Genomic DNA, 254 nt, shown 5'->3' with positions numbered 1-254 from the left:
GCCCTTTGGGACCTTAGCTGGAGGTCTGGGCTGTTCCCCTCTCGACTACGGATCTTATCACTCGCAGTCTGACTCCCAGGTGCTTGCCTATGGCATTCGGAGTTTGATAGGGTTCGGTAACCTCCTTGGCCCCTAGCCCATTCAGTGCTCTACCTCCATAGACCCTTCCCTGAGGCTAGCCCTAAAGCTATTTCGGGGAGAACCAGCTATCTCCGTGCTCGATTGGCATTTCACCTCTACCCACAGCTCATCCC

1 rRNA gene is annotated in these 254 nt (G+C 55.5%); it reads right to left on the bottom strand.

Annotated elements, in window-relative coordinates:
• Nucleotides 1-254 (bottom strand): 23S ribosomal RNA (locus BUB32_RS00005); the annotation flags it as partial.

The organism is Thermoanaerobacter uzonensis DSM 18761 (assembly GCF_900129115.1).
In the GTDB taxonomy this organism is placed as follows: Bacteria; Bacillota; Thermoanaerobacteria; order Thermoanaerobacterales; family Thermoanaerobacteraceae; genus Thermoanaerobacter; species Thermoanaerobacter uzonensis.
This window is presented reverse-complemented; position numbering and strand designations above follow the sequence as displayed.